The sequence below is a fragment of the Kineococcus aurantiacus genome (assembly GCF_013409345.1).
GTDB lineage: Bacteria > Actinomycetota > Actinomycetes > Actinomycetales > Kineococcaceae > Kineococcus > Kineococcus aurantiacus.
Map to the genome: position 1 here is coordinate 1793018 of NZ_JACCBB010000001.1, position 21797 is coordinate 1814814.

General features: G+C 76.8%; 19 protein-coding genes. 6 read left to right on the forward strand and 13 right to left on the reverse strand.

Translation table 11 applies throughout. From position 1 onward, the window contains the following. The first annotated feature begins 10 nt into the window (after window positions 1–10). Together BJ968_RS08660 and BJ968_RS08665 are read left to right on the forward strand one after the other, a co-directional pair. Window positions 11–1237: a glycosyltransferase gene (locus tag BJ968_RS08660; RefSeq protein WP_218884944.1), complete on the forward strand. Its 1227-nt coding sequence runs from the start codon at window positions 11–13 to the stop codon at window positions 1235–1237. Between the two features lie 12 nt (window positions 1238–1249). After that, on the forward strand, window positions 1250–2272 hold the full coding sequence (locus BJ968_RS08665; RefSeq protein WP_179750968.1) for an endonuclease/exonuclease/phosphatase family protein: 1023 nt from the start codon (window positions 1250–1252) through the stop codon (window positions 2270–2272). Between the two features lie 175 nt (window positions 2273–2447). Here the strand turns inward: BJ968_RS08665 and BJ968_RS08670 are convergent, their stop codons facing one another. From BJ968_RS08670 to dacB, 11 genes are all read right to left on the reverse strand, one after another. Further along, entirely contained in the window at window positions 2448–3656 is a 1209-nt protein-coding gene (locus BJ968_RS08670) for an aminotransferase class I/II-fold pyridoxal phosphate-dependent enzyme (protein WP_179750969.1), read from the reverse strand. After that, complete coding sequence (locus tag BJ968_RS08675) at window positions 3653–4120, reverse strand: DUF3180 family protein (protein ID WP_179750971.1); 468 nt, start codon at window positions 4118–4120, stop codon at window positions 3653–3655. The genes BJ968_RS08670 and BJ968_RS08675 overlap by 4 nt, the downstream gene beginning before the upstream one ends. After that, complete coding sequence (gene folK / locus BJ968_RS08680; RefSeq protein WP_218884945.1) at window positions 4117–4578, reverse strand: 2-amino-4-hydroxy-6-hydroxymethyldihydropteridine diphosphokinase; 462 nt, start codon at window positions 4576–4578, stop codon at window positions 4117–4119. Before folK ends, BJ968_RS08675 begins: the two co-directional genes overlap by 4 nt. After that, entirely contained in the window at window positions 4578–4988 is a 411-nt protein-coding gene (gene folB / locus BJ968_RS08685) for a dihydroneopterin aldolase (protein ID WP_343077908.1), read from the reverse strand. Before folB ends, folK begins: the two co-directional genes overlap by 1 nt. Beyond that, window positions 4985–5824, reverse strand: coding sequence for a dihydropteroate synthase (folP, locus tag BJ968_RS08690; RefSeq protein ID WP_343077909.1), 840 nt, complete (start codon window positions 5822–5824; stop codon window positions 4985–4987). Before folP ends, folB begins: the two co-directional genes overlap by 4 nt. Beyond that, entirely contained in the window at window positions 5821–6426 is a 606-nt protein-coding gene (folE, locus tag BJ968_RS08695) for a GTP cyclohydrolase I FolE (protein ID WP_179750973.1), read from the reverse strand. Before folE ends, folP begins: the two co-directional genes overlap by 4 nt. Then, window positions 6423–8411: an ATP-dependent zinc metalloprotease FtsH gene (gene ftsH / locus BJ968_RS08700; RefSeq protein ID WP_179750975.1), complete on the reverse strand. Its 1989-nt coding sequence runs from the start codon at window positions 8409–8411 to the stop codon at window positions 6423–6425. Before ftsH ends, folE begins: the two co-directional genes overlap by 4 nt. A 198-nt stretch (window positions 8412–8609) precedes the next feature. Further along, the gene (hpt, locus tag BJ968_RS08705) at window positions 8610–9161 is read right to left on the reverse strand and encodes a hypoxanthine phosphoribosyltransferase (RefSeq protein ID WP_179750977.1); all 552 of its coding nucleotides are present in this window, start codon (window positions 9159–9161) and stop codon (window positions 8610–8612) included. A 17-nt stretch (window positions 9162–9178) separates the two neighbouring features. Then, window positions 9179–10123, reverse strand: a complete 945-nt coding sequence (tilS, locus tag BJ968_RS25575; protein ID WP_179750979.1) for a tRNA lysidine(34) synthetase TilS — start codon at window positions 10121–10123, stop codon at window positions 9179–9181. Between the two features lie 27 nt (window positions 10124–10150). Further along, the gene (locus tag BJ968_RS08715; RefSeq protein ID WP_179750981.1) at window positions 10151–11311 is read right to left on the reverse strand and encodes a zinc-dependent metalloprotease; all 1161 of its coding nucleotides are present in this window, start codon (window positions 11309–11311) and stop codon (window positions 10151–10153) included. Window positions 11312–11343: 32 nt separating this feature from the next. Then, window positions 11344–12789 carry a D-alanyl-D-alanine carboxypeptidase/D-alanyl-D-alanine endopeptidase gene (dacB, locus tag BJ968_RS08720; RefSeq protein WP_179750983.1) on the reverse strand — a complete coding sequence of 482 codons (1446 nt, stop codon included), beginning with the start codon at window positions 12787–12789 and terminating at the stop codon, window positions 11344–11346. Window positions 12790–12986: 197 nt separating this feature from the next. Between dacB and BJ968_RS08725 the strand changes: the two genes are divergently transcribed. Continuing rightward, complete coding sequence (locus tag BJ968_RS08725; RefSeq protein WP_179750985.1) at window positions 12987–13508, forward strand: inorganic diphosphatase; 522 nt, start codon at window positions 12987–12989, stop codon at window positions 13506–13508. 89 nt (window positions 13509–13597) lie between these two features. On the opposite strand, the gene BJ968_RS08730 is transcribed toward BJ968_RS08725, so the two are convergent. Then, complete coding sequence (locus BJ968_RS08730) at window positions 13598–14899, reverse strand: NlpC/P60 family protein (RefSeq protein ID WP_179750988.1); 1302 nt, start codon at window positions 14897–14899, stop codon at window positions 13598–13600. Window positions 14900–15095: 196 nt separating this feature from the next. Here BJ968_RS08730 and BJ968_RS08735 point away from each other — a divergent pair, with 196 nt between their 5' ends. Then, window positions 15096–15533 (forward strand): MerR family transcriptional regulator, encoded by a 438-nt coding sequence (locus BJ968_RS08735; RefSeq protein ID WP_179750990.1) that lies wholly within the window; start codon window positions 15096–15098, stop codon window positions 15531–15533. A 317-nt stretch (window positions 15534–15850) separates the two neighbouring features. Here the strand turns inward: BJ968_RS08735 and BJ968_RS08740 are convergent, their stop codons facing one another. Continuing rightward, complete coding sequence (locus tag BJ968_RS08740) at window positions 15851–16723, reverse strand: SMP-30/gluconolactonase/LRE family protein (protein WP_343077910.1); 873 nt, start codon at window positions 16721–16723, stop codon at window positions 15851–15853. Window positions 16724–16811: 88 nt separating this feature from the next. Between BJ968_RS08740 and BJ968_RS08745 the strand changes: the two genes are divergently transcribed. Together BJ968_RS08745 and BJ968_RS08750 are read left to right on the forward strand one after the other, a co-directional pair. Then, entirely contained in the window at window positions 16812–18689 is a 1878-nt protein-coding gene (locus BJ968_RS08745) for a nitroreductase/quinone reductase family protein (protein ID WP_179750995.1), read from the forward strand. A 10-nt stretch (window positions 18690–18699) separates the two neighbouring features. After that, a complete protein-coding gene (locus BJ968_RS08750; protein ID WP_179750997.1) occupies window positions 18700–21774 on the forward strand; it encodes a BTAD domain-containing putative transcriptional regulator in 3075 nt (1024 codons plus the stop codon). The last annotated feature ends 23 nt before the right edge of the window (window positions 21775–21797 follow it).

Sequence of the window (21797 nt, forward strand, 5' to 3'; positions counted from 1 at the left end):
CGATCGACCCATGCGGATCCTCATCGGAGCAGACACCTACGCCCCCGACGTCAACGGCGCCTCGACGTTCGCCCAGCGCCTCGCCGCCGGGCTGACCGCCCGCCACGAGGTGCACGTCGTGGCCCCCGCCCGCGGCCTGCGCGCGACCACCCGGCGGGTCCCCCCCGGCGTCACCGAGCACCGGCTGCCCGCCCTCCCCGTCGTCGCCGGCGGGACCGGGCTGCGGTTCTGCCCGCCCGTCGGGCTCGTGCGGGCCGCGACGCGCGTGCTGCGCGAGGTCCGTCCCGACGTCGTGCACGTGCAGAGCCACTTCCTCGTCGGGCGCGCCCTGGTGACCGCGGCGAACCGGCTGCGCATCCCCGTCGTCGCCACCAACCACTTCATGCCCGAGAACCTCACCCACCACGTGCCGCTGGGCGCGGGGGCGCAGCGGCGGCTGCACGCGTGGGCCTGGGCCGACGCGGCCGCGGTGTTCACCCGCGCCGACGTCGTCACCGCCCCCACCCCCTACGCGGCGGCCCTCGCCGAACGCGCCGGGATCCCCGGCCCCGTCCTGCCGATCTCCTGCGGCATGGACCTGGGCCGGTTCGCCCCCGACCCCGGCGGGGAGCTGCGCCGGGGTTTCCGCGCGAAGCACGCCGTCCCCGACCGCCCCACCATCGGGTACGTCGGCCGCCTGGCGCCGGAGAAGAACGTCGGCGAACTCGTCGAGGCCCTCGCCCTGGTCCACCGCCTGCGACCCGACCTCGACGCGCAGCTGCTGCTCGTCGGCGACGGCGCGCAGCGACCGGCCCTGCTGGAGCGGGCCGCCGCCCTCGGCGTCGCCGACCGCGTCGTGTCCACCGGTTTCGTCCCCGACGAGGACCTGCCCGCCGCGTACCTGGCGTGCGACGTGTTCGCCAACGCCGGGACCGCGGAACTGCAGTCGCTCGTCGTGCTGGAGGCCATGGCCTGCGGTCTGCCGGTGCTCGGCGTCGACGCCTGTGCCCTGCCGCACCTGGTGCGCGACGGCGACAACGGGTTCCTCTTCCCGCACGCCCGGCCGTCGGCGCTCGCGGCCCGGCTGGCCCTCCTGCTGGCCGACCCCGGCCTGCGGTCGCGGATGGGCGCGCGCAGCCACGAGATCGCCGCCGAGCACGACGAGCGGCACACCCTCGCCCGGTTCGAGGAGCTGTACGCGCTGCGCACCCGGTCCCTGCCCACCGCTCCCGCCGCCCTGACCGCCGGAGCGCTGTAGCAGGATGGGCGGGTGCCCCCGACGCCGAGCCGGCGCCCGGGGTGGCGCCGCGTCCCCCGCGACCTCACCGTCGGGTACGGCGTCCTGGCCACCGCGGCCCTCGTCGTCGTCCTGGTCGTCTCCGACGGCCACACCGTCAGCTACGTGCTCGGGTTGTTCGCCGTGTGGTGGCTGGCCCCGGCCCTCGTCCTCGTGCCGTTCACCACGGCGTTCCGCTCCCGCGCGGCGTTCGCCGCGGTCCTCGTCCCCGCCGTCGCGGCGGGCGCGCTGCTGGGCCCCTACGCCCTGAACCGGCTCACCCCCGTCCGCACGGCCGCGGACCTGCGGGTCGCCACGTTCAACACCTCCACCTGGAAGGGCGCCTCCGGGCTGACCGACCTCGTGCAGCAGCACGACCCCGACGTGCTGGCGCTGCAGGAGATCGCGCCCGCCCAGCGCACCGGGTACGACCGGTGGTTCGCGGCCCGGTACCCGTACCGCAGCTACACGACCACCAGCAGCCAGGGCGACGGGGACGCCGTCTGGTCGAAGCACCCCATCACCTCCGTGCGGGCCGTGACGGGGCTGCCCGACGGGGCCCGCCCCGCCGACGTCGTGACCCTCGACGTCGAGGGCCGCCCGCTGGCCGTCCTGTCCGTCCACCTCGCCTCCCCGTGCCTGCTGTGCTCACCGCGGGCCGCCGCGAGCAGCCCCGCCGGCACGACGGGCCACGCCGCCCGCGTCCGCGTCGGGGAGGCGCAGCGGTTCTCGGCGCTGGCCTCGCAGCTGCGCGCGGCCGGGGACGCCGTCGTCGTCGCCGGGGACCTGAACTCCGCCGAGCTCAACGAGCCGCTGCGGGAACTGCGCTCGAACGGCCTCGTCGACACCCACCTGGCCGTCGGGACGAGACCGGGCCTCACCCGGGGTTCCTCCCCGGGGTTCGCGCGCGTCGACGTCGTCCTCGTGGCCGGTCTGGACCCCGTCGCCACGCTCGAGGGCGCCCCGGGCGACAGCACCCACTCCCCCGTCGTCGCCGACCTCGCTTGGCCGGGCTGAGAACTCCTCGCCGCCCGGCGCCCGCGCGGTCCCGGTCAGCGGGATCGAGCTGTCCGGGCCGGTGCTGGACCGGTTGCGCGCCGAGGACGGCGCCGCCGCTCTCGACCTGGCCCTCGACCCGGCCCGCCGGGCACGACCTCGTGGCCCGCACCGCCGGGCTGGCACCGGCCGGAGTTCACCGCGGCGTCGCGCTCGCACGTGCCGGTGCGGCGGGAACCGTCTTGAGGAACTCCCCGACCCGGCGCAGCCCCTCCGTCAGCTCCGCCCGCGAGGCGGCGTACGACAACCGGACGTGCGTCGCGGCGGTCGTCGCCGAGAAGTCCCGGCCCGGGGTGAGCGCGACGTGGTGCTCGGCCAGCGCGCGGGCGCAGAACTCCCACGCGTCCAGGCCCGTGGAGGCCACGTCGAAGTACACGTAGAACGCGCCGTCGGGAACCACCGGGACGGGAAGGCCGAGCGCGGCCAGCCCGTCGAGGACGAGGCGGCGGCGGTGCGTGAACTCGACCCGGCGTTCCTCGCACACCGCCAGCGACGCGGGGGTGAAGCACGCCAGCGCTGCGTGCTGCACGGGGGTGGAGGCGGCGATGAAGTAGTTCTGCGCCAGCCGTTCCACGGGCGCCACCAGGTCCGGCGGCAGCACCGCCCAGCCCAGCCGCCAGCCCGTCATGCCGAAGAACTTCGAGAAGCTGCCGACGACGACCGCGTCCGGGTCGGCCGCCAGGACCGTGCGCGCCGGGCTGCCGTCGGGGGCCGGGTCGGCCAGGTCCAGGTAGATCTCGTCGACGACGCGCCAGGCCCCGCGGTCGCGGGCCTGCGCGCACACCGCGGCCAGTTCGGCGAACGGCACCGATGTCCCCGTCGGGTTCGACGGGGAGGCCACCATGACGACGCTCGTCCGGTCCGTCCACGCCGCGCGCAGCAGGTCCGCGCTCAGCTGGTACCGCGTGGCCGCCGTCGTCGGCAGCGTCACCGCCCGGCCGCCGAACGTCGAGACGAGCTGCCGGTTGCACGGGTACGACGGGTCGGCCAGGAGGACGTCGTCGCCGGGGTCGACCGTGGCGGCCAGCACCAGCAGCAGCGCCGCGGAGGCCCCCGCGGTGATGAGCACGCGGGCCGGGTCGACGTCGACGCCGTGGCGGGTGCGGTAGTCCGCGGCGATGGCCGCGCGCAGCTCCGGCAGGCCCAGCGCCGGGGTGTACGGCAGCGGACGGCCGTCCACGACGGCGCGCATGGCCTCCCGCACGTCCGGCGGGGCGCCGAAGTCCGGTTCGCCGATGGACAGCTTCACGACGTGGTGGCCGGCGGCCTCCAGCGCCGCGGCCCGCGCCCCGAAGGCGAGGGCGTGGAACGGCTCGGTCGTCGCGGCCCGGGTGGACAGCTTCACGCGGGCGCCCCCCGGTCGTCGTCCTCGTCGGCCGGGACGCGGCACCAGCGCTCCACGAGCAGGCCCGCCACCAGCAGCAGCACCGAGACGACGACGTCGGCCGCCGCGACGACCCCCTCGCTGCGCCGCGCGGCGATGTGCAGCGTCGGGACGTAGTGCACGCCCCAGCCGGCGAAGACCCCCACGAGCATCGACCCGGCGACCGAGGCCGCCTTGGCCAGCGCGGCGGTGCGGGCCGCGCGCAGGGCGTCGATGCGCCGGGACTTGTCGCCGTCGACCCACTGCTTGACGGGCCAGCCGACGCCGAAGACCGCGACGGCGAGCAGGCCGATGGTCAGCGTCGTGCGCCACATCAGGTCGGGTTCGGAGTGCCCGCCGGACACCCAGATCCGCAGCCCCGACCAGGCCAGGACGGCGGCGAGGACCCCCAGGCCCACGAGCAGCCCGGGCCGCGACGGCCTCACGGCGCGACCCGGGCGAGCAGGTCCGCGACCGGGCCCTGCGGCAGCCGCGCGTGCGGGTCCAGCTCCAGCCAGGGCCCCAGGACGAAGGCGCGCTCGTGGGCGCGGGGGTGCGGCAGGACCAGGCCGTCCTCGTCGAGCTCGACGTCGCCGTACGCGACGACGTCGACGTCGATCGGGCGCGGGCCGTCGGGCACCTTCGTCGACCGGTCCAGCCCCAGCGCGGCCTCGACGGCGTGGGCGGCGGCCAGCAGCTCGTGCGGGCCGAGGGTCGTGGTGACCAGCGCGACGGCGTTGAGGAAGTCCGGCTGGTCGGGCACGGCCCCGACGGGCGCGGACTCCACGAACGTCGAGACCGCGTCGACGGTGATGCCGTCGGTGGCGGTGAGCGCGTCGACGGCGGCGCGCAGGGTCGCGGCGCGGTGGCCGACGTTGGCCCCCAGGGCGAGCACGGCGTGCACTAGCGGGTCCTCCGGATCGCCAGTTCCACGTCGTCGAACGGCGTGGGGACGGGGGCGTGCGGTTTGTGGACGACGACGTCGACGGCCCGCACCCGCGGCGAGGCGGCGAGGCAGACGTCGGCGGCCCGCTGGGCGAGCGTCTCCAGCAGGTCGACGGGGTCGCCGGTGAGGACCGCGACGAGCTCCACGGCGAGGGTGCCGTAGTTCACGGTGGCGGTCAGGTCGTCCCCCGCGGCGGCCTCGCGGGTGTCCAGGTGCAGCGCGACGTCCAGGCCGAAGGGCTGGCCCTGCTCGCGTTCGAAGCCCAGGACGCCGTGGTGGCCGCGGCCGGTCAGCCCGCGCAGGACGATGCGGTCCAGGACGCGGCCCTCGGCGTCCAGGACGGGGCCCGCGGCCTCCAGGGAGCTCACGCGGGGACCCCGCGGCGGGCCGCGGTCCACGCCGCGGCGACCTTGACGGCCGCGACGGTCGAGGGCACGTCGTGCACCCGCACGCCCCACACCCCCTGCGCCGCGGCCAGCGCGGACACGGCCGCCGTCGCGGCGTCGCGCTCGGCGGGCGGGGGGACGTCCCCGCCGGCGGCCAGCAGCGCCCCGAGGAAGCGCTTGCGGGAGGCGCCCACGAGCAGCGGCAGCCCGAGCGCGGCGAGCTCGTCGAGCCCGGCCAGCAGCGCCCAGTCGTGCTCGGCGGTCTTGGCGAACCCCAGGCCGGGGTCCAGCACGATGCGCTCACGGGCGACCCCCGCGGCGGTCACGGCGGCGAGGCGGTCGGCCAGCTCGGCGCGGACCTCGGCGACCGGGTCGGCGTACACGGCGAGCGAGCCCATCACGTCGGAGAACCCGCGCCAGTGGCTCAGCACGTACACGCAGTCCAGCTCGGCGACCGCGGCCGCGGTGCCCGGGTCGGCCAGGCCGCCGGAGACGTCGTTGACGACGGCCGCGCCCGCGGCGACGACCGCGCGGGCCGTCGCGGCGCGCATCGTGTCGACGCTCACGGGCACCCCCGCGGCGACCAGCCCCTCCACGACGGGCAGGACGCGCCGCAGCTCCTCGGCGGCCCCCACGCGCGTGGCGCCGGGCCGGGTCGACTCCCCGCCGACGTCGACGAGGTCGGCGCCCGCGGCGTGCAGCGCGACCCCCCGCGCGACGGGGTCGGCGGTGTGCCGGCCGCCGTCGGAGAAGGAGTCGGGGGTGACGTTCAGGACGCCCACGACCCGCGTCGGGCCCGGCGCCAGCAGCGGGTTCACCGGTGCCCCGCGACGATGAGGCTCATGGCCTCGGCGCGGGTCGCGGCGTTGCGCAGCGCCCCCCGCACGGCCGAGGTGACGGTCTTCGCACCGGGTTTGCGGACCCCGCGGTACGTCATGCAGGAGTGCTCGGCCTCCACCACGACGATCACCCCGCGCGGGTGCAGGTGCTCCACGAGCGCGTCGGCGACCTGCGTCGTGAGCCGTTCCTGCAGCTGCGGACGACGCGCGTACACGTCGACGAGCCGGGCCAGCTTCGACAGGCCCGTCACGCGGCCGTGCTCACCGGGGATGTACCCGACGTGGGCGACGCCGTGGAAGGGCAGCAGGTGGTGCTCGCAGGTGGACTGGACCTCGATGTCCTTGACCAGCACCAGCTCGTCGTGCTCGAGGCCGAAGTCGGTGACCAGGACGTCGGCCGGGTCCTGCCACAGCCCCGCGAACAGCTCCGTGGCGGCCTTGGCCACCCGCTTCGGGGTGTCCCGCAGGCCCTCGCGGTCCGGGTCCTCCCCGATGGCGAGGAGGAACTCCCGGACCGCGTTCTCAGCCCGTGCCCGGTCGAACGCCCGACCGTCCGTGGCGGGCGTCCCCGTCGTGCTCACGGCTGCTCGTTCGACCCGTTCTCGTAGGTGACGGGCGTCTGGAACCCGCCCGCGTGCCCGTTGAGGGAACCGTTCTCCCCCGGGCCCTTCACCGGCGGGATGTCGGAGACGTGGCGGCGCTCGGAGGACAGCCACACGGGCCGCTGCGGCCGCTTCACCACGGGGGCGAAGATCTCGGCCAGCTCCGCCTGGTTCAGCGTCTCCTTGTCCAGCAGCGCCAGCACCAGCGCGTCCAGGACAGGGCGGTGCTCGACGAGGATCTCCCACGCCTCGTCGTGCGCGGCCTCGATGAGCCGGCGCACCTCCTCGTCGACGATCCCGGCGACGCCCTCGGAGTAGTCCCGCTCGTGGCCCATGTCACGGCCCAGGAAGACCTCGCCGCCGCCGTTGCCGAGCTTGATCGCCCCGACGCGCTCGCTCATGCCGTACTGGGTGACCATCTTGCGGGCCATCCCGGTGGCCTTCTCGATGTCGTTCGAGGCGCCCGTGGTGGGGTCGTGGAAGACGAGCTCCTCGGCGACGCGGCCGCCGAGGGCGTACGCGAGCTGGTCGAGGATCTCGTTGCGCGACGTGGAGTACTTGTCCTCCGTCGGCAGCACCATCGTGTACCCCAGCGCGCGGCCGCGCGGCAGGATCGTCACCTTCGTCACCGGGTCGGTGTTCGGCAGGGCCGCGGCCACCAGCGCGTGACCACCCTCGTGGTACGCGGTGACCTTCAGCTCCTTCTCGCTCATGCGGCGGGTGCGCTTCTGCGGCCCGGCCATGACGCGGTCGATCGCCTCGTCCACGGCCGCGTCGTCGATGACCTTCGCGTTCGCGCGGGCCGTCAGCAGCGCGGCCTCGTTGAGCACGTTGGCCAGGTCCGCGCCGGAGAAGCCCGGCGTGCGGCGCGCCACCGACAGCAGGTCCGTGCCCGGCGCCATCGGCTTGCCCTTGGCGTGGACCTGCAGGATCTTGTGCCGGCCCTCCATGTCGGGGGCCTCGACGGCGATCTGGCGGTCGAAGCGGCCCGGGCGCAGCAGCGCCGGGTCGAGGATGTCGGGGCGGTTCGTCGCCGCGATCATGATGACGTTGGTCTTGACGTCGAACCCGTCCATCTCCACCAGGAGCTGGTTCAGGGTCTGCTCGCGCTCGTCGTGACCGCCGCCCAGCCCCGCACCGCGGTGCCGGCCCACGGCGTCGATCTCGTCGACGAAGATGATCGCGGGCGAGTTGGCCTTGGCCTGCTCGAACAGGTCGCGGACGCGGGAGGCGCCGACACCGACGAACATCTCCACGAAGTCCGACCCGGAGATCGAGTAGAACGGCACCCCGGCCTCACCGGCCACGGCGCGCGCCAGCAGCGTCTTGCCGGTCCCGGGCGGGCCGTAGAGCAGGACGCCCTTGGGGATCTTGGCGCCGACGGCCTGGAACTTCTCGCGGTCGGAGAGGAACTCCTTGATCTCGTAGAGCTCCTCGACGGCCTCGTCGGCCCCGGCGACGTCCGCGAACGTCGTCTTCGGGGTGTCCTTGGTCATCATCTTGGCCTTGGACTTGCCGAAGTTCATGACCCGGCTGCCGCCGCCCTGCATCTGGGAGATGAGGAACCAGAAGAGGACCAGCATCAGCAGGATCGGGCCGACGGTGAACAGCAGCGACTGCAGGACCCCCGTGGTGGGGACCTCGTCGGTCACGCCACCGGGCGGCGGGTTCTGGTCCAGCGCGTCGACGACGTCACCGCCGCGCTGGGCGATGTAGTAGGAACGCACGGTCGTCGCGCCGTCGACGTCCTCACCGGACTTCAGCTTCAGGTCGATGCGCTGGTTGCCGTCGGTGAGCGTGGCGCTCTGGACCTTGTCCTCGCCGATCAGCTGCAGCGCCCGGGTCGTGGAGACCTCGGCGGTGCCGCTGGACGCGAAGAAGGAGGCGCCGATCGCGACGGCCGCGATGGCCACGACGATCCACAGCCACGGGCCGCGGACGATGCGCTTGAGAGTGTTGGGCATCAGATGGAGGGGTCGCCCCCTGTCCCTCCTGCTCGTTCCTGACCGACGATCGACGGTACACCGGGGCGGCGACACGCCGCCCCGGGTCCTTGCTCGCGGGTCCTTCGGTGGTCGAACGGGCGGGACCGGAGTGGTGTTCCGGGCCGGGGGCGCGGGTTCGCTGTGGGCGGACGGGGCGGCGGAGCCGCGCGCCGGGCCTCAGCTGTAGACGTGCGGCGCCAGCGTCGCGACGCAGTCGAGGTTGCGGTACTTGTCCGCGAAGTCCAGCCCGTACCCGACGACGAACTCGTTGGGGATGTCGTAGCCGACGTACGCGACGTCGACCTCGACCTTGGCCGCGTCGGGCTTGCGCAGCAGCGCGCACACCTGCACCGAGGCCGGGCCGCGGGAGGACAGGTTCGCCAGCAGCCACGACAGCGTCAGGCCGGAGTCGATGATGTCCTCCACGACGAGGACGTGGCGCCCGGAGATGTCGGTGTCGAGGTCCTTGAGGATGCGCACGACGCCGGAGCTCTTGGTGCCCGAGCCGTAGGAGCTGACGGCCATGAAGTCCATCGACAGCGGGATGCTCATGGCCCGCGACAGGTCGGCCATGACCATGACGGCGCCCTTGAGGACGCCGACGAGCAGGACGTCCTTGTCGGCGTAGTCGCGGTCCAGCTGGGCGGCCAGCTCCGCGACCCGGGTCGCGACCTGCTCCCTGGTCAGGAGCACGTGCTCGAGGTCGGTCCCGGCGGTGGCGGCGTCCACGCAGTTCTCCCGTGTGTTCAGCGGTGGGGGGTGAGCACGAGCCTGCCACACGCCCGGGCACCGGTCGCACCGCCCGGCAGGTGCACCGGACCCTGCCCGCGCCAGTCCAGGACGAGCGCTTCGAGGGCGTCGACGTGCCCGGCGGCCAGGGCGCCCGCGGGGCAGCCGGCGGCCAGCGCGGCGGCCCGCAGCCACCGCCGCCGGAACGCGGGCCGGGCCCCGGCGAGGTCCTCGACGCCGGCGCCGCCGTCGCGGAAGGGGGTGCTGGCGGCGGCGAGGTCGTCGAGGGCGTCGGCGTCGTCGCGGGCGGCGCGGGCCGTGCGGGCCAGGGCGGCGGCGACCCCGGGCCCCAGCCCGGCCTCCAGCGCGGGCAGCAGGTCGTGGCGCACGCGGGAGCGGGTCAGGGCGGGGTCGGCGTTGGCGGGGTCCTCCCACGGTTCCAGCCCGTCGCAGGCGGCCCGCACGACCGCGCGCGGCACCCCCAGCAGGGGCCGGTGGAACAGGCCGCGGACGGCGGGCATCCCGGCCAGGGAGCGGGTGCCGGACCCGCGGGCCAGGCCCAGCAGGACGGTCTCGGCCTGGTCGTCGAGGGTGTGCGCCAGGAGCACCGCGACGGCCCCCTCCTGCCGGGCCGCGCGCTCCAGGGCGGCGTACCGGGCGGTGCGGGCGGCCGCCTCGGGACCACCCGTCCGGCCCACCGCGACCCGCTCGGCGCGCACCGGGTGCAGCCCGAGGGCGCGGCCCTGCTCCAGCACGCGCCGCGCGACGGCGGCCGAACCGGGGTGCAGCCCGTGGTCGACGGTGACGAGCCCGGCGCGGTCGGTCTCGAAGGCGGTGGCCGCGGCGAGCGCCAGGGAGTCCGCGCCGCCGGAGCAGGCGACGAGGACGGGCCCGTCCAGGCGCGCGAGGGTGCGGCGGACGGCGACGCGGACGGCGGCGACGGCGGGCGGCGGACCGCTCACCGCGCCCCCACCCCGCTCACCGCCGCCTCACCCGTGGACGCGCGCGACCCAGGCCGCGGGGTCGGCGATCTCGGCGGGCAGCGGCAGCCGGTCGGGGCCGGTCCAGACCGCGTTGAGGCCGTCCCAGCCGACGGCCCCGACGACGGCGCGCACGAAGCGGGCGCCGTCGGCGTACTGGCGGGTCTTGGCGTCGAGGCCGAGGAGGCGGCGCACGACCTGGTCCAGCGTCCCGCGCCCGGTGCGGCGCTGGGTGAAGCGGGCCCGGATGGTGGCGACGCTGGGCACGACCTGGGGGCCGACGTCGTCCATGACGACGTCGGCGTGCCCCTCCAGCAGGGACATGACGGCGACGAGGCGGGCGACGCGCTCGCGCTGGGCGGGGGTCTGCAGGAGGTCGGCGATCCCGACGCCGGAGCCGTCGGAGGTGCCGCGCAGCACGTCCGGCAGGGACTGGGCGATGCCGGCCAGGCGCTCGCCGAGGTCGCGGGGCTGGGCGAGCAGGTCCCCGGAGAGGCTGCGGGCCTCGTCGGTGACCCAGCGGCGCAGCCAGGGGTGGGCGCCGAACTGCAGGCGGTGGGCCTCTTCGTGCAGGCAGACCCAGCGGCGGAAGTCGTGGGGGTCGACGTCGAGGTCGCGCTCGACCTGGACGACGTTGGGCGCCACGAGCAGCAGCCGGCCCGAACCGCCGCCGTCGACGCCGGTGAAGACGTCGAACTGGCCCAGGACGCGGCTGGACAGGAAGGCCAGGAGGCTGCCGAGCTCGGCGCCGGTGGCGCGGCGGCCCACGGCCGTGGCGGCGCGGTCCACGGCGGCGGGCGTGGAGCCGGGGCGGGTGGGGACGACGACGGGGCCCAGCAGCGACCGGAAGGCGTCGACGTTGGCCCGCGTCCAGGAGGCGCGGTCGACGACGAGCGCGGGCGGGACGGGGACGGGTGCGCTGAGCCGGGCGGTGGCGGCGACGGGCCCGGCGGCGTCGTCGGCGGCGACCCGCAGCTCGGCGACGACGTCGTCGATCTCGTCGCGCCCCAGCCGGGGGCCGGGGCGGGCGAGCCGCGCGGCGACCTGGGCGGCGAGGTCGAAGTCGACGAGGTCGGCGACGGCCCGGCCGTCCCCCCCGCCGTCCCGCCCGCCGTCGGGGGCGGTCCCGTCGTCGGAGACCGTCAGGTCCTCGTCCCCCGGTGCGCGCATGCCCGCACGGTACGCGGGGCGGGTGCGGCCGGTCAGCGGCACCCGCACCCGGCGAGGGCGGTGGCGAACCGGTCCTGGGCGCGGCGGGCCTGCACGGAGCCGCCGGGGGCGACGCTGTCGGACATCACGGCGAAGGCGAGCAGCCGGCCGTCGGCGTCGCGCAGGAACCCGGCGAGGCTGCTGACGCCGGTGAGGGTGCCGGTCTTGGCGCGCACGACGCCGGCGGCGGCGACGGAGCCGGGCTGGTCGTAGCGGTCGGCGAGGGTGCCGCTGACGGCGGCGACGGGCAGCCCGGCCGCGACGGGCCCCAGCTCGGGGTGCTCGCCGCCGGCGACGAGGGCCAGGACGGACGTCAGGGCCCGGGCGGGCACGCGGGTGCCGCGACCCAGCCCGCTGACGCCCTGCAGGCCGACGCCGGTGACGTCGACGCCGAGGGCGGCGACCTCGTCGACGACGGCGGCGGAGGCGTCGTCGAAGGTGCCGGTGCGGCCGGTGGCGAGGGCGACGCGGCGGCCCAGCACCTCGGCGAGGGTGTTGTCGCTGGTGGTGAGCATGTGCTCGACCTGCTCGGCGGTGGTGGCGGACTCGACGGCCGCCAGCTGCCGGGCCCCGGGCGCGGCGGCGGCCCGCACGACGGGCCCGGACCCCTGGTCCAGGACGGTGACGCCGGTGGCGGTCAGGGCCCGCACGAACAGCACGGCGGCGGCCAGGGCGGGGTCGGCCGAGCGGGGGGCGGTCTCCCCCGGCGCCAGGCGGCCCTCGTCGACGGCCAGCGGCGCGACGGGCATGACGAACCCGGAGCCGACGTCGCCGCTGCCCCAGCCGGGGGAGGTGGCGGGGCCGGTGAAGGCGCCGTCGTCGAGGCGGACGGCGACGGTCGTGCGGCCCTCGGCGCGCAGCGCGGCCGCGGTCCGCGCGGCGAGGTCGCCGAGCCCGGCGTGGCCCTCGACGGCGTCGGGGTCGCCCGTGCCGGCGGTGAGCTGGACGTCGCCGCCGGCGACGAGGACGACCTCGTCGGCGGTGGCGCCGGCCACGACGCGCGTCGTGGCGCGCGAGGTGCCGCCGAGGGCGCGCAGGGCCGCGACGGCCGTGAGGACCTTCGTGGTGGAGGCGGGGGTGCGGGCGACGTCGGCGGCGGCGTCGAGCAGCACGTCACCGGTGAGGGCGTCGACGACGCTGGCCGAGACGGACGCCCCGAGCGCGGGGTCGGCCAGCAGGGGCCCCAGGGTGCCGCCGAGGACGGCGGGGTCGGGGGCGGGGGCGGCGGCGTCGAGCGCGGGCAGGACGGCCGGGGGCGAGGGGTCGGTGACGGCGGCGCCGGGCGCGGTGGGCAGGGCGCTCGCGGTGGGCGGCGGGGTGGTCGTCAGGGGCCCGGGGACGGCCCCGGTGGCGTCGAGGCCGGCGTAGCCGCCGACGAGGACGAGGGCGGCGGCGGTGGTCACGACGGCCGCGGATCGGGCCCGTCCGGCCTTGCGCACGCTGCTGCTCCCCCGTCGTCCCGGCTGCGTTCGGGTGGTGCCCGGTCACGGGCGGGTGCAGCCCGGTTCGGTGCGCGGGCCTGCTCTGCGCGACACTAGCGCGGTCCGTCGGCCGGGGGTCCTCCGGCCGGCCTTCCGGCGTCCCAGGACGCACCGACGACAGGCGGGGTCCGCAGGCCCCGGTCGAGAGGAGCCACGTGAGCACCCCAGTCGAGTTCGACGCGACCATCGAGATCCCCAAGGGTCAGCGCAACAAGTACGAGGTGGACCACGCGACCGGTCGCATCCGCCTGGACCGCATGCTGTTCACCTCCACGCGCTACCCGCACGACTACGGGTTCATCGAGGGCACGCTGGGCGAGGACGGGGACCCGCTGGACGTCCTCGTCATCCTCGAGGAGCCGACGTTCCCGGGCTGCCTGATCACCTGCCGCGCGATCGGCCTGTTCCACATGCGCGACGAGGCCGGCGGCGACGACAAGATCCTCGCCGTGCCGGCGGGCGACCCGCGCTGGGCGAACATCCAGGACCTGTCGGACGTCTCCGACTTCGACCGCCTGGAGATCCAGCACTTCTTCGAGACCTACAAGGACCTCGAGCCCGGCAAGAGCGTCGAGGGCGCGAACTGGGCCGGCCGCGATGAGGCCGAGAAGGAGATCCAGGCGAGCTTCGAGCGCGCCAAGGGCACCTCGTACGAGCTGGGCGCCTCGGCGCACTGAGCCCGCGGGGTTCGGATCGTTGTGACAACGCTCGCGATCACTGCGAGCGCTGTCACAGCGATCCGTCCCCCTGGGTCCCCCCGGCCCCCTCAGGCGGGCCGGGTCCCGTGGGGCATGAGGCCCGAGCGGTAGATCGAGGCGGTCCGCACGTTCGCCCCGCTGTGCGGGGCCTCCACCATCGTCCCGGGGGCGATGACCATCCCGACGTGGTGGATGGTCGAGGCGTTCGAGGTGTCCGTGGCGTAGAAGACGAGGTCGCCCGGTTCGAGGTCGGACAGGTCCACCTTGGCCTCCCCCGAGTACTGCAGCCGCGAGGAGTGCGGCAGCCCGATCCCGGCCGCGCCCCAGGCCCGCAGCGTGAGGCCGGAGCAGTCGAAGGAGTCGGGGCCGTCGGCGGCCCACAGGTAGGGCTTGCCGAGCTGGGCCAGGGCCCAGTCGACCGCGGTGTCCGCGCCCGCGGTGGGTCCTGCGGCCCGGCGCACGGTCGTCGCGGCGGGCGAGCTGCCCCCGGACCGGCGCGCGGGGGCGGCGGTGGCCTTCGAAGCGGCCTTCGAAGCGTCCCTGGCGGCGTCCTTCGCGGCGGCCGCGGCGGCGGCGCGGGCGGCGGCTTCGGCGGCGGCCCTCGCGGCGGCCTCGGCGGCGGCGCGCCGTTCGGCTTCGAGGCCGGCCTGGCGCTGCTGCTCGAGCGCGACGGAGGTCTGCCGCAGCTGCGCGAGCTGGGCGACGAGGTCGTCGGTGCGCCGGCGGGTGTCGGCGACGAGGGCGTCGGCGGTGTCGGCGGCGCGCTGGGCGGCGGTGCGGGCCGTCGCGGCGCGGTCGGTGGCGTCCTGCTGGGCCTGCTCGGCGTCGGCGGCCCGGGTGGCGGTGGACTCGGCGAGGGTCCTGGCGTCGGCGGCGCGCTGCTGGACGTCGGCGCGGTTGCCGGTGAGGTGCTCCAGGGTGACGCGGCCGGTGACGTACTCGTCGACCGAGCCGGAGGTCAGGACGGTGGCCAGCGGGGAGTACCCGTCGGAGGTGCCGCGGTAGCTCTCCGACGCCATCCGGCCGAGGTCGACGCGGGCCGCGGCGTACGCGGCGGCGGCGCGCCCGGCGGCGTCCTGGGCGGCGGCGGTCTCCTGCGTGCGCTGGTCCAGGAGGGCGCGGGCCTCGTCGTAGTCCTCGGCGGCGACGGACAGCTGCGTCTGGGCGTCCTCCAGGCGGGTCTGCTGGGCGCCCAGCTGGGCCTGGAGGTCGTCGACGCGGGCGGCGGTGCCGTCGGCCGCGGCGCGGGCGCGGTCGACCTCGTCCTGGCTGGGGTAGACCGGGTCGGCGACGGCGGTGCCGCCGAGGGCGAGCAGCGGCAGGGACGTCGCCACCGCGAGGAGCGTGCGCCGGGTTGCACGGTCAGTCACGAGTGTCACCCACGGTAGTCAGTCGCGTCACAGCGTGAAGGTTAGCCACCACACGCCCCGCGGGGAACACCCGCCCACCGGCGCGTCGGCACCCGGCGTCCGGGCGAAAGGGCCCGCGAGGGGGCCGGACGCGGCGGCGCCCCCGTTACGATCGACCGTCGTCACGACGACGGCCGACCGCCGAGCAGGGAGAGACATGTCCGGACTCATGCAGATCGGCGAGGTCGTCGAGCGGGTCGGGTACAGCTTCCGCACCATCCGCTACTACGACGAGATGGGCCTGGTCAGCCCCACCCAGCGCACCCCCGGCGGCTTCCGGCTCTACACCGAGATGGACGTCTACCGGCTGCTCGTCCTCAAGCGCATGAAGCCCCTCGACTTCTCCCTCGACGAGATGCGCGAGCTGCTGTCCGTCCTCGACGCCCTCGACGGCCGCATCCCCTCGGCGACCCCGCGCGAGGAGCTGTTCGCCAAGCTCGACGAGTTCCGCCAGGCCGCCGACGCCCGCGTCGAGAAGCTGCGCGAGCGGCTCATGATGGCCGAGGAGTTCGCCCAGCGGCTGCGCGACGAAGCCCGCGGCCGGCACGACGGCGGCTCCCCCGCCCCCGAACCGCCCGTCCGCGAGTCCGTCTGACTCAAGGGGCGCCCGCCGCGCGCCGACGCGGGGACGTGGTCCGTCGCGCCCTGCCCGTCGTCGTCGCGGCGGTGCTGCTCGCCCTCGCCGCGGCGGTCCTGCTGCACCAGCCCGGGCGCACCACCGCGACCGGCCGGGTCACCGGCGCCCGCCCCGGCGAGGTGTGCCTGCGCACCGGCGGCCACGACGTCTGCCTGGACCGAGCACGTCGAGCACCTCGCCGTGGCCGGCCTGCGCACCGGCGACTGCGTCGACGTGACGTGGACCGGCGACCTCGTCGTCGCCGAGTCCCTCGTCCGCGTCGCCGCCGGGCCCTGTCAGCCCGCGTAGGGCAGCGCCGGCAGCCCCTTCACGCCCGGCACGTACCGGAAGATGCTCCCGGCCGCCGGGTCGTCGTCGTCGTCCAGCCCCTCGCGCGACGTCGTGATGAACAGCTCGGAGTGGTCCTCACCGCCGAACGTGCACGCCGTCACCTGCCGGGCGCCGACCTCGACCACCTGGTCCAGCGTGCCGTCGGGCGCGTACCGGCGCACCGCCGACCCGCCGAACAGGGCCGTCCACACCCCGCCCTCGGCGTCCACGGTCAGGCCGTCGGGACGGTTGCGCCCGCTGTCGTCGTTGACCTGCGCGAACGGCCGCCGGTTCTGCAGGCCGCCGTCGCGGGAGTAGTCGAAGACGTCCGTGCGGCCGGTGGGGGTGTCGTTGTAGTACGCCAGCGTCCCGTCCGGGCTCCAGCCCAGGCCGTTGGAGATCGTCACCTGCCCGACCACCACCTCGGCCCGCCCGTCGGCGTCGAACCGGAACACCGACGCGCGCCCCTGCCCCTTGCCGTCGGCCTGGTCGTAGGCCATGTTCCCGGCGTAGAAGCGGCCGTCGGGGTCGCACCCGCCCTCGTTCATCCGCAGCCCGTCGGCGTCGGCCCACAGCTCCGGCAGCGGGTTCAGGGTGCCGTCGGCGTCCTCGAGCACGATGCCGCGCTCGACGGCCACGACCGCTCCCCCGCCCACGCGCGGCCGGGTGATGGCCACGACCTCGCCGTAGTGCCGCCGGCTGGTCGACCCGTCCGCGGCCAGCGTCACGATGTCGCCGGCGTAGAGGTCGACGAACCGCAACCCTCCCCACGTCGGTGACCAGCACGGCCCTTCGCCGTGTCCCACGAGCCGGTCGGTGATGCGCTCCGCTGCTGCCACGTCCCGCACCCTAGGGCAGGGGTGCTCCCGGGGCCCCGGCAAGTCCGCGGCAAGTGGGCGGAAGGCGGCGCCGGGCACCGTCGTCGCCATGACCACCGCACCCCTGTCCCGCAGGTTCTCCACCCTCGCCGCGACGGCGGCCCCCGGCTCGCGCGCCGCCCGCCTCGTCGCCGCGGTCAGCCGCGCGCACGTCGGCCTCTACCGCGCCACCGGCGGCAAGGTCGGCGGGGCCATGGGTCCCGTCGAGATCGCCCTGCTCATCACCACGACGGGCCGGCGCAGCGGCGAACCCCGCACGAGCGCCCTGGCCTGCTTCCGGTTCCCCGAGCTCCCCGGGCTCGCCGACGTGACGGTCCTGGTCGCCTCGAACGCGGGGGCCCCGCGCGACCCCGCGTGGTTCGGCAACGCCCTGGCCCACCCCGACGTCACGCTGCGCCGCCGCGACCGCACCGAGGAGCTGCGGGCCCGGGCCGCCACCGACGCCGAGCACGCCGTCCTGTGGCCCCTCGTGGTCGCGGCGGCCGACACCTACGCCACCTACCAGGAGCTCACCGAGCGCCGGATCCCGCTGCTGCTGCTCGCGCCGCGCCCGCCGCGCACGGCGGCCGACGACCTGCACCTGCTCGGCGAGCTCGGCAAGCACCTCGACGGCGACGTCCACCTGCCGGGCTCCCCGCGCCACGCCGAACTGGCCGCCCCGTGGAACGTCACCGTGCCCGTCACCCCCGCGGCCGTCGTCGCGGTCCGCAGCGCCCGCGACGTCGCCGCGACCGTGCGCACGGCCCGCTCGCTCGGCCTCAAGGTCGCCGTGCAGCGCACCGGGCACGGCGCGAGTCCGGTCGGGCGCGACACCCTGCTCGTGCACACCGCCGGGCTCGACGGGTGCTCGGTGGACCCCGCCGCCCGCACCGCGCGCGTCGGCGCCGGGACGCTGTGGACCGACGTCCTGGCCGCCGCCGCCGAGCACGGCCTCGCCGCGCCCTGCGGTTCGGCCCCGGGCGTGGGGGTCGCGGGTTTCCTCACCGGCGGCGGGCTCGGCCCGCTGGCCCGCACGATCGGCCCGAGCTCGGACCTCGTCCGCGCGTTCGACGTCGTCACCGGCGACGGCGAGAGGCGGCACGTCACCGCCGCGACCGAGCCGGACCTGTTCTGGGGGCTGCGCGGTGGGAAGTCCACGCTGGGGATCGTCACGGCCGTCGAGTTCGACCTGCTGCCGCTGGCCGAGGTGTACGGCGGTGCGCTGTGGTTCGCGGCCGAGGACGCCGGGACCGCCCTGCACGCGTGGGCCCGCTGGTGCGCCGGGCTCCCGCCGCAGGCGACGACGTCGGTCGTCCTGGCGCAGGTGCCGCCGCTGCCGGGGCTGCCGCCGGCCCTGGCCGGGAAGTCCGTCCTGAGCGTGCGGTTCGTCTGGACCGCCGACCCCGCCGAGGGCGCCCGGCTCCTGGAACCCCTGCGCGCGCTGGGTCCCGTCCTCGACACGGTCGCGGTGCTGCCCTGCGCGGCGATCGGTTCCGTGCACGCCGACCCCACCGACCCGCTGCCCGCGACGGAGCGCTCGGGGCTGCTGCGGGAACTGCCCGCCGCGGCCGTCGACGCGCTGCTGGCCGTGGCCGGTCCCCGTTCCGGCACCCCGCTGACGGGGGTGGAGCTGCGGCAGCTCGGCGGCGCGGTCGCGGCCGAGCCCGAGCACCCCAGCGCGCTGTGCCACCGCGACGCGGCCTTCACGGTGCTCACGGTCGGCCTGGCCCTGCCCGGGTCGCCCGACGCCGGCGCGGCCGGGGACGCCGTCCTGGCCGCCCTGGAGGACTGGTCGGCCCCGGGCGCGCTGCCGAACTTCGCCGGCGGCGACGATCCCGCCCGGTTCGCCCGCTGCTACGACGAGGCGACCCGCGCCCGGCTGCGCGACCTCGGTGATCGGTACGATCCCCACCGCGTCCTGGTCACGGGACGGGTCGTCCGCGGGTAGCTTCTGCCGGGTGCAGGCACCGGCGGACGGCAGGGTGCGGGTGTCCGTGCTCGGCGCGGTCCGCGCCGAGGTCGACGGGAGGGGAGTCGACCTCGGCGGCCCCGTCCGGCGCGCGGTGCTGGCCCGCCTCGTCGCCGCGCAGGGCCACGTGGTCTTCACCGACCGGCTGCTGGAGGACCTGTGGCCGGGGGTCGCCCCGCCCACGGCGCTGGCCGCGCTGCAGGTCCACGTCTCGCACCTGCGCCGGGCCCTGGAACCGGACCGCCCCGCCCGCGGGAAGGCCACGGTCCTCGTCAGCCTGGCCCCCGGCTACGCGCTGCGGCTGCCCCGCGCGACCGTCGACGCCTGGCGGTTCGAGGACGCCGTCACCGGTGGCCGCGACCTGGACCGGGCGCTGGCCGGCTGGTCGGGGCCGCCCTACGCCGAGGTGGCCGACAGCCTCTGGGCCGCCCCCGAGGCGGCCCGGCTGACCGAGTTGCGCCTGACCGGGGTCGAGACCCTGGCGGCGGCCCGCCTGGAGGCCGGGGACACCGCGGCCGTCGTCGCGGACCTGGACCGGCACGCCGCCGAGCACCCCGCCCGCGAGGAGGCCGTGCGGTTGCTGGCCCTCGCGCTGTACCGCTCGGGCCGGCAGGCCGACGCCCTCGCCGCGCTGCACCGGACCCGCCGGCACCTGGCCGAGGAGTTCGGGGTGGACCCCGGACCCGTGCTGCGCTCGGTCGAGGTGGCGGTGCTGCGCCAGGACCCGGCGCTGCTGCTGGCCCCGCCGGTGGTCACCGGACCCGCACCGGCTCCGGCGGCCGAACCCCGCGCGCTGGTCGGCCGGGACACCGAGCTCGCCGCCCTGCGCACCGCGGCCGCGGAGGCCGTCGTCGCCGGCGAGGCGCGCGTCGTGTGGGTCGACGGCGAGGCCGGCGAGGGGAAGAGCACGCTGCTCGACGCGTTCGCCCGGACCCTGACGGGCTGGACGGCGACCCGGGGCCGGTGCCCGGAGGTCGACGGCGCGCCGCCGGGCTGGGCCTGGCACGAGGTCCTCGACGACCTGGGGACCCCGGGGGTCCCCGACACCCTGCCGCGCGGCACCTTCCACCTGGCCCGGGCGGTGGCCGCCCACCTCGCCGCGGCGGCCCCCGCGCTCGTCGTGCTCGACGACGTCCACCGCGCCGACGACGTCACCCGGCAGCTCCTGCGGCAGGTCGTCGACCAGCTCGACGGGACGGCCGCCCTCGTCGTGTGCGCCTACCGGGCCTCCGAGGCCGGCCCCGGCCTGGCCGTGGTCCGCGCCGCGCTGGCCCCCGCGTCCGCGGGGCACCTGACGCTGACCGGCCTGGACCGCACCGCCGTCGCGGCCCTGGCGCAGCAGGCCGGTGGCCGGGCCCTGGACCCGGCCACGGTGGAGTGGCTGACCGACCGCACCGGCGGGAACCCGCTGTTCGTCCGCGAGCTCGCGCGCCTGCTCGCCGGCCCCGGCTCCCCCGGCCGGGTCCCCGCCCAGATCGCGGACGTGCTGCGCGCCAGGCTCTCCCGCCTCCCCGCGGCGACCGTCGAGCTCCTGCGGACGGCGGCGCTGCTGGGCCGCGAGCTCGACGTGGACGTCCTGGCCGGGCTCAGCGCCGAGGACCCCGAGGACGCCCTCGACACCGCCGTCGTGGCGGGTCTGCTGGAGGAGACGGCACCCGGCCGGGTGCGCTTCTCGCACGCCCTCGTGCGGGAGGTGCTGGCCGACGACCTGCCGCCGGGCCGCCGGCGGCGGCTGCACGGGCACGTCGTGCGCGTGCTGGAGGAACTGGCCCCGCACGACGTCGACGCCCTGGCCCACCACGCCCTCGCCGGGCTGACCCCCGCGACGGCCCGGCCCGCCCGCGACCACGCCGAGCGCGCGGCGGCCCGCGCGGCGCGGACCTCCCCGCAGCGCGCCGCGGAACTGCTCACCGGGGCCCTGACCGCCCACGACCTGACCCGGGCCCCGGACGCCGGCGTCGCGGTGCGCCTGCGCTCGGCCCTCGTGGGAGCCCTGGCCGCCGCCGGGGACGCCGTGGGTGCCCGCGCGGCGCAGACGGCGGCCCTCGCCGACGCGGGCGACGACGCGGACCTGCTGCGCACGGTCCTGACGTCGTGGCACGCACCGCTGGTGTGGACCGTCCGGCGCGAACCCGCCGGCGACCCGCGCCGGCTCGCCGCTCTGGAACGGCTGCTGGCCGCGCCCACCCCGGCCGCCGACCGCGTCCGCCTGGAGCACGCCCGGTTCCTGGAGCTGGAGACCTGGGACGTGCCCGCGTCGATCGCCTGCAGCGCCAGGGCCCTGGAGGCGGCCCGCGGGTCCGGCGACCCGCGGCTGCTGTGCCTGGCGCTGAACCTGCGCGGGTACGCCGCGCTGGGCCCGGACCTGGACGACGAGCGGCCGGCGCTCGCGGACGAGCTGGTCGAGGTCGCCGACCGGTGCGGGGTGGACGACTTCCTCGCCGTGGGGCACTGGCTGCGCTTCCTGGCCCGTGCCTCCCGCGGCGACCTGGTGGGGGCCGACGCGTCGGCCGCCGCCGCGGCCTCGGTCGCCGGGTCCGGGCAGGTGGGGCACCTGCTGTCGGTGCTGGCGGTGTGGCGGGCCGTCGTGGACCTCGTCGAGGGGCGTGTCGAGGAGGGCGGGGCCCGGTACGCCGAGGCGACGGCGGCGATGGCCGCGGCCGGGGACGCCTCGGCTCCGTACATGGCGGCGGTGGGCCGGTTCGCGACGGCCTGGAACCGCGACAGGCTGCGCGAGGCCCTGCCGGACATGCGGTTCGCGGACGCCTCCGGGCGCAGCTCGACGGCCGCCCCGCTGGTGCTGTGCCTGCTCGACGCGGAGCTGGTGGAGGAGGCGCGGGAGCGCTGGGCCGCCCGGACCCCCGTGCGCCGGGACATGCTGTGGCTCCCGCTGACGACGCTGCACGCGCACGCCGCGGCCCGCCTCGGCGACGCCCGGGCGGCCCGGGAGTTCCACGCCGACCTGCTGCCGTTCGCCGGCCGGTACGCGGGGATCGACTGCGGGACGCTGCCCGTGGGTCCCGTCGCCGACGCCCTCGCCGCCTGCCGCCCCCTGCTGCCCTGACCCCGGGCGCTGTCCCCGACGTG